Source organism: Streptomyces olindensis, from assembly GCF_040645895.1.
In the GTDB taxonomy this organism is placed as follows: Bacteria; Actinomycetota; Actinomycetes; order Streptomycetales; family Streptomycetaceae; genus Streptomyces; species Streptomyces olindensis.
The window spans coordinates 27,278-36,983 of sequence record NZ_JBEYZD010000087.1; the positions used below are offsets into that span (position 1 = coordinate 27,278).

The following is a 9,706-nucleotide window of genomic DNA, read 5'->3' on the forward strand; positions in this document are numbered from 1 at the left end:
GACGTTCGTGCAGTGGGTCGGGTAGTGACGTGTCGGGCCGTCGGAATGAGGTTCAGGCGAGTTGGCGGCCGAGGTCGGTCAGGGAGCGTGCGGTTGCCGAGAGCGGATAGCGTGCCGCGTTTGCGTAGCCTGCCTGCCTTAGGGCGGACAGCAGGCCGGGGGAGGTTCGCAGCCGGTCGAGATCGCGGACCAGGGCCGCGGAGTGCCTGAAGTCGGTGGCCACGCCGGAGGCGGCGAGGGTTTCGCTGAGGCCGGGTACGGGCTGGTACAGGACGGGCAGTCCGCAGGCTTGGGCCTCCAGCGCGACCAGGCCCATGGCCTCCAGGGTCGTGGACGGCATGACCAGCGCGTCGTGTTCGGTGAACGCTCTCCACAGCTGTGGACGGCGGAGCCAGCCGAGGTAGCGGGCCTTCACGCCGGCCCGTTGCAGGAGCGGAGCCAGGGCATGGAATTGGGCTCGGGGCGCGGCGATGCTGAGCTCGATGCCTGGCACTCGGGCCAGACTCCTGACCAGGGCCTCGACGCCCTTCTCGGCGGTCAGCCGTCCCGCGTAGAGCAGTCGCAAGTGGCTGGAGGCTGCTCGGGCTGGCCGGGTGGGCGGATCGGTGAGCAGATGGTCGGGGACGCCCCAGGGGATGTGGGCGATCTTTCTGCGGTCGATCTGTGGAGCGAGCTTGAGGAGGTGGTCGGCCATCGCACCGGTGGGCACCACGATGGCGTCAGCGGCTCGGGCGGACTCGCGCAGGACTTGTAGTTGGTCGCGGTGTGCCTCGGCGAAGATCAGGTCCGTGCCGTGGACCAGGGCGATGCGGGGATGCGAGGGCAGGGCCCGGATCAGGGCGGGAGTGGCGCCGAAGGCGAGGTGCTGTAGGTGCAGGACGCCGATCTGGGCTGGGTCGATCGCGACCGCGAGGGCCTTGCGCAGGGCTGCGACGTAGCGGCCGAAGGCGGGGCCCTCCAGGCACTTCCCGGCCACGGTCAGTAGGTCGAGTCCGGCGGGGAGGCGGTGTGTCGGAGCGGACGGACCGAGCATGAACGCGCGGGCTGGGACGAGAGGATGGTCGCCGGTGTAGAGGTCGAGGAAGAGTTCGACGCTTCCACCGGGGCTTCCCGCAGGAAGGTCCAGGCAGGTGGCGGCCAGCGGCCCAGCGGTGTGCTGCGCGACAGGGTTCACGAGGCGCGTCCCTGCATCTCCTCGTAGAGCCGGGAGGTGTCGATGCCGTTGCTGGCCGCGTACTTGGCGCACTGTTGCTGGTAGCTGACCGGGGCGCCGAAGGCTGTGAGAAAGGCGAGCTTGCCGAAGGTCATGCCCGGGTAGATGCGGACGGGCTTGGCCGCACGGATTTCCAGGGTCCAGCGGATGGCATGGCCTTGGTGGCCGAGCGGGGCGGAGACGTGGACCCAGATGCCGAGCGCGCCGATGGTGCGGTCGCCGTTGAGGAGCTGTGCGTATGTCTCCGAGCTTGTCTGCTCCAGCGTGACGCCGAGGTAGAGCACTCCGGGCTTCAGCACCAGGCCCGCGGCGGGAATGGTCTGTTCGGTGAACTCGGTGGGAGCGGCGGCGTCCAGGTCACCGGTGCAGACGCGGATCGTGTCGCCGAGTCGCCAGTCGTAGGCGTTCGGGGAGAGGCGGGCCGGATCGTACGGGTGGATCGTGATCTCGCCGGTCTGGATGGCAGCGTTGATTGCGGGGCCGGTGAGGATCACGAGGCCACCGCCTTGATGCGAGCCGTGTCCCGCCAGTACCTCGACGGCTGCGGGCCGGCGGCGGCCTGGTACTTGCCGCGGTAGGGGTCGATGTCGCCGGTGGAGACGAAGAACATGATCTGCCCGATCCTCATGCCCGCGTACACCCGCAACGGGCGGGTCGGGGTGAGCATCAGCGTCCACTGGCCGTGGAAGCCGATGTCTCCGATCGGAGCGGTGATCTCGACGAACAGGCCGAGCCGCCCGATGGACGAGCGACCGAAGAGCAACGGGACGAAGGTGTCGGAGCCGACCTCTTCGAGGGTGTGGCCGAGGTACAGCTCGCCGGGCTGGAGGACCTCGCCCTCCGGGGCGATGGTGATGTCGCGGGTGGGGTTGGGGCGGTGGGCGTCCAGTACCTCGGAGGTGTAGACGATCAGGGTTGATCCGAGGCGCACGTTGTAGCTGTTGGGGTTGACCTGCTCGGCGGAGAAGGGGGTGATGCGGAGGCGGCCGTCGTGTGCGGCTGCGGTGATCTCGGGACCGGTGAGGATCATCGCTTGTCTCCAGGGGCGGTGTCGGGACGCGGCGTTGTGAGCACGTGCTGGACTGCCTGGTCGAGGCGCAGGCCCGCCTCGTGGGTGCGCCGGCCGAGGTAGTTCTCGGCGACGTAGTCGGTCGTCAGGACTGTGGTGATGCCGTCGGGCAGGGGATCCGGCATGGTGACGAGAGGACCGGTCTGTTCCACGAGCTGGGCGAGGAGGTCCTGTGGAGCATTGCGGTACCTGTCTGGGATCTGGGCGTGGACCAGCTGGTTGCCGAAGGGCTCGATGGCGAGCAGGTCGCCCCGTGTGAGCGTGCTGCCGAGGGGCACGGGGCGGAGCGCGGTCTCGTTGAGGATGACCGCGTCGGCGCCGAGTCCGGTGCGCAGCCGCGAGGCAACATCGGTGAGTAAACGGTTCCGGTCTGGTACTTGATGGCAGTACGCCTCGCTGACGGGACCGATGGCATCGGCCAGCGCTCTGCGCATGCGGTCGAGCTGCCGTGTGACCTTGACGAGTCTTTTCGGAGTGGTGCTCGAGCTGTGCTCCGGGAAGTCGGCGATGCGCGCGGCCCAGCCGCTGCCGACCGGCTCGGCGAGGGCGTATCCGGCGGCGAGTTCTCGGCCTTTGAGGACGAGGGTGTCTCCGACATGGACAGGGCCGTAGTGGTCGCTGTGGCAGTGGCCCGCGAAGATCAGGTCGAGGAAGGGGCAGGCGGCGGCGAGCTTGAGGTCCTCGTCGAAGCCGGAGTGGCTGAGCAGGATCCAGTCGTCCACTTCGTGGTGGTGGGCGAGCGTGATCTCGCGCAGGGCCTGGACGGGGTCGGTGGCGCTGTGACCGTCTCGCTGCCCGGCGGGGATGCTGTTGAACGCCTGCTGCCCGATGACCGCGGTGATGCCGACGCGCCGGCCACCGACGCGCGCGGTGCGTACACGGCGGAAGAGTGCGTCACCGGTGTCGGCGTCGACCGCATTGGCGCAGACGGTGAGCTGGTGGAGTCCGGGTTCGAAGTGGTGGTGCCAGCCATGGTTCCCGGGCGCCAGCACGTCGTAGAGCTTGAGCAGGATCTCGCGCTCGATGGCGCCGTGGGCGAGGCGGTAGTAGCCGCTGCCTTCGAAGAAGTCACCGCAGTCCACGATGAGCGAGGTCTCGTGGAGGGCGTCGAGGTGAGTCAGGAAGGACACGGCGTTGTCGAAGGTGGAGTGGACGTCCGTGGTGGCCACGACCTGGCGCAGGGTGCGGGGGGTGGTCATGGGGTGACCTCGCAGATGTCGGCGCCCAGCGCGCGGAGCTTGCCGGGCAGGTCGGCGTGACCGCGGCGGAGCTGGTCGAGGCCACCGAGGGTGGTGACACCGCGGGCGGTGAGGCCGGCGACCATGAGTGCGGAACCGGTGCGGATGTCGGCGGCCTCCACGCCTGTCCCGGTCAGCCGCTGGGGGCCGGTGAGACGGCACTCGGTGGGGGAGATCTCCTCGATACCGGCTCCGAGACGGGCGAGTTGAGGCAACAGGTTGCCGTGGCGGCCAGGGTTGATCGTGTCGGCGAACAGGTGGTTGCCGGGCAGGCCGAGTGCGAGTGCCATGAGCGGAGGTTCGAAGTCGGCGTCCAGGCCGCCGGGGCTGAGGGAGGCGATGGCCCGCAGAGGACGACCGGTCATCCTCGCATCCTGGGCGCGAACGGCGAGGGCTTCGGTCTCGCTGCTGACGGGGATCCCCAGCCGTCGCAGGGCCCCGACCAGCGGCCCCATGTCCTTGCTCCGGACTCCCTCGATACGTGCGTCACCCCCGGTGGCGGCAACCGCGCAGGCCAGTGTCCCCGCTTCGACCTTGTCTCCGGGCACCGCCCAGACGGCGTCGGCCGCCTCCGAGGACGGTGGTGACAAAGTCAGGAGGTGCTCGCTCGTTCGGGCTTCCCAGCCCACTGCGCTCAGGGCGTCGAGTACGCACAGAACTTCCGGCGAGAGGTTGGGTTCGCCCAGCCGTAGCGTTCGTCCGGCCGTGACGGCCCGGAGCACGGCCGCCACGGTCGCCCCTCGCGAGCGGAACGGCAGCATCAGGGAGACGGTGGCCGTATCGGGAGCGACTGCCTCGACGCGGTACCCGGAATCGTCCACGGCGGTCCGGTCCCCGAACGCCTGGTACACCTTGAAGTGCAGTTCCATCCCGCGCGCACCGATCCGGCAACCTCCCGGCCACGGCAGCCGCGCTTGCCCGTGCCGTGCGAGCAGGGCCGGCACCAGGTAGTAGGAGGCGCGGATCTGGGCGGCCTGGGCCAGTACGGGAACCGTGCACCGGCTCTCCGTCGGAAGGATCACCGCAGTGCTCGGCTCTCCGACGGGCTGCGCGACGTGCCAGCCGGCCTGCTGCAGCAGCGCGAGCATGATCTGGACGTCCGTGTTGGCCGGCACATTGCCCAGCCGCACAGGGCGGCCAAGGGCCGCCGCGGCGGCCAGCAGCGGGAGGGCGGCATTCTTGGACCCATCGACGGTGACGATGCCGGTGAGCGGTGGTCCCGGTCGTACGGCGATCACCTCGGCCGCCCTGAGCGGGGTGGAGACGGTGTCTGCCACGATCAACTCCTCTGGAGGGGAAGGGAGACTGCGGTTTCCCGATCTGAGCGGATGGTCAGGTCGATCTCGGCCCAGCACCGTTTGCCCGTGGGTGTCGGCTTGGCGCCGTATCGGTCGGTCAGAGCGGCGACGAGGAACAGGCCGCGGCCGTCCTCGCTGTGGTCGTCCGGGAGGCGGGGCCGCGGCAGCACCGGGCTGGAGTCCCAGACCTCGATGCGCAGAGCGGCATCGATGAGCCGCACAGCCATCGAAACGTGGTCGGTGTCTGCGTGCTGGACGGCGTTGGCCAGCAGCTCGCTGATCACCAGCCCGGCGGTGTGCAGCACATCGCCGTTCAGCTCCTCCGCCTTCCAGCCCGCCATCGCGTCTGCGGCCTCGTGCCGGGCGGCGGATACCGCAGCAGGTGTGGCGGACAGCGAGAGAGTGAGCTGGTGCGCTTCCATGAGCGGCCTCCTGGATCGGTGCGGCTACTCCACGCAACCGCTCCAGGGGCAAGCGGGGCCACGCCGTGTGCTGGGGCTGCATCACTTATGCAGGAGCTGCATCGCGGCCCATCACTGCTCGGTTACGCTCGGTTGAGCAGGCAGGATCGGCGACGGCAGGAGGGCCGTGGCACAGATGGCCGATGCACTGAGTGAAGCGAGACGGATCGGCGAAGTGATCCGTCAGGCACGCGTGTTACAGCGGCGCTCGCAGAAGGACGTTGCCGCCGCCCTGGGGTATCACCAGTCGAAAGTGAGCCGCCTGGAGAGCGGCAGGGGCACGGAGGACGTTCGCGTGCTGCGCGAAATCGCGGAGGTGCTGGAGATTCCGCCGCGACGTCTCGGCCTCGCCGCCCCTTCTGATGCCAGCCCAGCCGAGCCCGGAACAGAGGACATGCACCGCCGTACTTTCCTCGCCGTGAGCGCTGCCGCCCTCGCGGCCCCACCGTCGTCCACCGCAGCACATCACGAGCTGGTCCGGGTCCTGCTGCCCGGCACGAGCCCAGGGGCCACCGGGCAAGCCCTGGGCATCGACGAGCTACGGGACCGGACACGGGCTGTACGCCGGATGTTCCACATGTGCAACTACGCGGAACTGGAGCAGACCCTGCCGGGCCTGATCGCCGACCTGCGCCAGGCCGCCGGCGGCTCATCCGGCTCGGCGGAGGCATCCAGGCTGCTCGCGACCGCCTACCAGACGTCCGTGAGTCTGCTGCTGAAGCGAGCCGATCAGGGCAACGCCTGGCTTGCGGCCGGCAGGGCCATGGCCGAGGCGGAACGGTCCGGGGACCCTGTCGTCCTCGCCGCGAGTGTCCGCGTGCACGCCCACGTCCTCGTACGGGAGAAGCACACCGCCCAGGCCGTGAACATCATCCGCCACACCGCCGACCAGCTCACCGGCTCCTACGACCAGCGCCCGCCCCGATACCTGGCAGCAGTCGGACTGCTGTTGCTCCGCGGGGCGACCGCAGCCAGCAGAAACGGCGACCGCGACACCACCCAGGACTTCCTCACCGAGGCCAAGGAGGTAGCTCGTCATGTCGCCTTCGACCGGCCGGACGCATGGGCGAACTTCAGCCCGACCAACGTCTCCCTGCATGAGGTCAGCGCGGCAGTCTCCTTCGGCGATGCCGGCATCGCCCTGCACACCGCACGGCCCCTCATGCGGCGACACATCCCCGTCCCCGAGCGCCGGGCCGCGCTCTGGGTGGATACCGCCCGCGCCTACAGTCAGCAGGGCAGGCTCGCCGACGGCTACCAGGCCCTGCGCATCGCCGAGAGCTGCGCGGCACAGGACATCCGCCGCCCGGCCGTACGCGAACTGGTCGCCGACATGGCAGCCCGCGACCACCGCCGGGCACTGCCCGAGCTGCACCACTTCAGCCGCCAACTGGGAGTCCCCGCGTGAGTGATCAGCCCGACAAGCCGTTCCTCCAGATCGTGGTCTGCGCGGCCGGGGTCGTCGCCGACGTCGGTCGGCTGATCACCGCAGCACAGGAGCGGCACTGGGAGGTCGGCGTCATCGCGACCCCACAGGGCCTCGGCTTCCTTGACGTGGACGCGGTCGAGGCCCAGACCGGCCGCCCCATCCGCTCAGCCTGGCGATCACCGGGTGAGCCGCGCCCGACCCGTCCTGCGGATGCGATCGCGGTCGCCCCGGCCAGCTTCAACACCGTCAACAAGTGGGCCGCCGGCATCTCCGACAATCTCGCCCTGGGCATCCTGTGCGAGGCACCCGCCATGGGTATCCCGGTCGCCGTGCTGCCGTACCTGAACTCCGCCCAGGCCGCCCACCCCGCATACCGCCAGAGCCTGGAACGGCTGCGCGAGATGGGCGTCCTGATCGGCTCGTACGAACCTCACCGGCCGAAGGCCGGCGGCGGCGCCGACCGCTATCGCTGGGAAGAAGCGCTGGAGCTGCTTGCGCACAGGCTCACTGCGCGGCCGTGATCAACGCCGCCGTGCTTGCCGGGGTTGCGGCGCTGCTGGGGCAGCCGTTTCCGCAGGCACCGGTGCGCTGGGGTGTTGTCCCGCGCTTCGAGCCTGCGCTGCGCGGGCGCCTGCGCTGACCGCCGCCCTTGCGCTCAGGCGCTGGATGCGCCAGGTCAGTACCCGTGCGGGGCGGCGGGCATCGTCCAGGGGGCGCTGGTGGGCGGCCTGTTCGAGGAGCCGCTCGGGGTCGTGGCCGGCGGCCTCGGCGTCGGTGAGCACGGTGACGAGTGCGTCGAAGGACGAGTCGTCCAGGACCTGCTGCGCATGGTCGGGTACTACCTGACGTATGCGGCTGATGTGCCGGTCCACTGTCTGCTGGGGCGGTCGGCGCTGGGTCAGGGCGGCCAGCGGCGCGGCTGCTGCCTGCTCATACGCGGCTCGAAGGTGTACCAGGGTCTGGTGGGCGGCGGCGACCTGCTGGTTGTGGTGGCGGAGCTGGTGCCAGCGGGCCGCGGCCATGACGACGAAGATCGCGGCGTCGAGGAACATCGCAAGGACGGCGCCGTCCTTGGGGGCGGGCTCGCGGACCATGGCCCGAACGGCGCTGCGCAGGGCGCGGGCGTGGTGGTGTTCGGCCTGGATGCGAGAACGGGTGGCGCGCTCGAACGCGGTCGCTGCCTCGCGGAGCTGGGAGTGGATGGGGGCCGGCGCGAGGAGGGGCAGGGCGTCGAGGGCTTCTCCGAAGGCGGCGAGGTGGGCCTGGGAGGCTTCGTCGTCGCCCTGGTCGAGGCGGTGAGGGATGCGATCGGTGGCGGCGGTGGCCTGGTGCCAGGGGTTGGGCCGGCGCCGGCCCGGTTTGCCGGTGGGCTGCGGGTCGACGGCCTTCAGGCGTTCCTGGATCTTGTGGAAGGACAGGTCCGGAGCGAGTTTGGAGCCCGAGTACCAGACAGGGCCGTTCACCTCGTCTTCGAGAGCGACCTTGTAGCCACGGACGTCGCCGGAGGGGAAGTACACGATCTCGACGAGCACGCCGTCGATGTGACTGAGCAGGTGAACGAACTCCTCGATGCCGGAGGCGGCGGCCACGGCGGTGCGCACAGTGCTGCGCAGGCGTTCGCGAGGGGTCTTGTCCTGGCCGGCGCGGCGGGCCTTCTCCTGCTCGGCGCGGGTGGGCCGCTTGGCGGCGGTGCGGTCCCCGCGTACGACTTGGAGCAGGCCGTATTCCTTCTCGATGGCGGCGAGTTCGCGGTCGGCGGTGAGGTAGTCGTTCCAGTGACGGGCGGTGCGCAGGTCCGCGCGGACCTTGGTGGCGGCGATGTGGATGTGGTCGGGGGCGTGGCGGACGGCGACCCAACGGCAGCCGTCCGGGTCGCCGTCGGGCGCGATGCCGGTGGCGGCGACGACGCGACGGGCTATGCCAGCCCACTCCTCATCGCTGAGGATGCGGTCTTCGGGAGCGGCGCGGATCGAGCAGTGCCACACATGCTTATCGGGGGCGCGGCCGAGCCGCCGGGCCTGCTTGACGTGCAGGTCGAGGTCGGCCACGAGGAGCCTCCTCGTGGCGTCGAAGTCGTCGCTGCGGCCGAGGTCGGGGGCGAAGTCGTCCCAGGAGGCGACCAGGTGCGGGTCGGTGTGGTCCTTGGCCTTCTTCGTGTCGAACAGGTACCGGATCAGGCCGACGGTGTCCTTGCCGCTGCTGATCTTCGCGATCACCTGGCCACCTTCTTGGAGACAGCCTCGTTCGCCGCTGTGGCGATGTGGCGGACGGTGGCGCCGACCGCGGTCAGCGTCTGCTCGGCCTGGGCCAGGACGGCGGTATCCCCAGGGTGCGCATGACCGCCGGAGTTGAGCTTCTTGGCGATCTGGTTGATGTTGTGGCCGATCTTGGCGACCTGATGGCGCAGGGCGGTCAGCTCGTCGATGTAGTCGTCGAGCGGCGTGCGCTGGCCGGGCAGGGCAAGGTCGCCGTGGACGTGGGCCATCACGACGGCGCCGACATAGTGCGCGCCGGCGATGTTCAGTGACCGGGCCATGCGCAGGATGTCCTGCTTCTCCCCGAGGCTGTAGCGGGCGTCGACTCGCTCCTTGCGCTGGCCGTTCGGGTCGGGCTTGCGGCGTCGGGCGACACGGTGCAGCGCGGCGGCTTCGGCAGCACGCGGCAGCGGCGGGTCCGCGGCGGTGTCGACGGGCTGTTCCCTGTCGGGCACCCCCTGGTGCCCGACAGCCTCCGCCACCCCCGGGGCGGAGGTTTCCGCGTTGGCGCCGTCCTTGGACGGTCCAGCGGCATACCTTGCTGGCGTTGTGGCTGGAGTGGTGGTCATCTCCTGCTGGCGCAAACGGAGTTCGTGGTGCTGGTTGCGCATGTGGTGGTTCTCCGAGAGTGTTGCTGGGCGGTCACTGACCGGTCGAACTCGCCCCATCCCTGTTCAGGGCAAGGACGGGTGGAGCGGCGATGTCGGGTTGACTCGTTACGGTGCGGTCGCTCGTCCCCCGCG

General features: G+C 70.0%; 10 protein-coding genes. 2 read left to right on the plus strand and 8 right to left on the minus strand.

Annotation, left to right across the window (positions count from 1 at the left end):
* Positions 1-52 precede the first annotated feature (52 nt).
* From ABZ948_RS35845 to ABZ948_RS35870, 6 genes are read right to left on the minus strand one after another with little or no spacing between them, the layout of a single operon-like run.
* A complete protein-coding gene (locus tag ABZ948_RS35845; RefSeq protein ID WP_359766814.1) occupies positions 53-1,174 on the minus strand; it encodes a glycosyltransferase family 4 protein in 1,122 nt (373 codons plus the stop codon).
* A complete protein-coding gene (locus ABZ948_RS35850; protein WP_359766816.1) occupies positions 1,171-1,707 on the minus strand; it encodes a dCTP deaminase in 537 nt (178 codons plus the stop codon). The genes ABZ948_RS35845 and ABZ948_RS35850 overlap by 4 nt, the downstream gene beginning before the upstream one ends.
* The gene (dcd, locus tag ABZ948_RS35855) at positions 1,704-2,243 is read right to left on the minus strand and encodes a dCTP deaminase (protein ID WP_356922374.1); all 540 of its coding nucleotides are present in this window, start codon (positions 2,241-2,243) and stop codon (positions 1,704-1,706) included. Before dcd ends, ABZ948_RS35850 begins: the two co-directional genes overlap by 4 nt.
* Positions 2,240-3,481, minus strand: a complete 1,242-nt coding sequence (locus ABZ948_RS35860) for a metallophosphoesterase (RefSeq protein ID WP_359766818.1) — start codon at positions 3,479-3,481, stop codon at positions 2,240-2,242. Before ABZ948_RS35860 ends, dcd begins: the two co-directional genes overlap by 4 nt.
* Complete coding sequence (locus ABZ948_RS35865; RefSeq protein WP_359766832.1) at positions 3,478-4,758, minus strand: carboxyvinyltransferase; 1,281 nt, start codon at positions 4,756-4,758, stop codon at positions 3,478-3,480. Before ABZ948_RS35865 ends, ABZ948_RS35860 begins: the two co-directional genes overlap by 4 nt.
* Positions 4,759-4,799: 41 nt before the next feature.
* Positions 4,800-5,240 (minus strand): ATP-binding protein, encoded by a 441-nt coding sequence (locus tag ABZ948_RS35870; RefSeq protein ID WP_359766819.1) that lies wholly within the window; start codon positions 5,238-5,240, stop codon positions 4,800-4,802.
* 175 nt (positions 5,241-5,415) lie between these two features.
* Between ABZ948_RS35870 and ABZ948_RS35875 the strand changes: the two genes are divergently transcribed.
* Positions 5,416-6,687 (plus strand): helix-turn-helix domain-containing protein, encoded by a 1,272-nt coding sequence (locus ABZ948_RS35875; RefSeq protein WP_359766821.1) that lies wholly within the window; start codon positions 5,416-5,418, stop codon positions 6,685-6,687.
* Complete coding sequence (locus tag ABZ948_RS35880) at positions 6,684-7,229, plus strand: flavoprotein (RefSeq protein WP_359766823.1); 546 nt, start codon at positions 6,684-6,686, stop codon at positions 7,227-7,229. Before ABZ948_RS35875 ends, ABZ948_RS35880 begins: the two co-directional genes overlap by 4 nt.
* On the opposite strand, the gene ABZ948_RS35885 is transcribed toward ABZ948_RS35880, so the two are convergent.
* The gene (locus tag ABZ948_RS35885; protein WP_359766825.1) at positions 7,230-8,924 is read right to left on the minus strand and encodes a relaxase/mobilization nuclease domain-containing protein; all 1,695 of its coding nucleotides are present in this window, start codon (positions 8,922-8,924) and stop codon (positions 7,230-7,232) included. It lies immediately after the preceding gene.
* A complete protein-coding gene (locus ABZ948_RS35890) occupies positions 8,921-9,574 on the minus strand; it encodes a MobC family plasmid mobilization relaxosome protein (RefSeq protein WP_359766826.1) in 654 nt (217 codons plus the stop codon). The genes ABZ948_RS35885 and ABZ948_RS35890 overlap by 4 nt, the downstream gene beginning before the upstream one ends.
* Between the last annotated feature and the right edge of the window lie 132 nt (positions 9,575-9,706).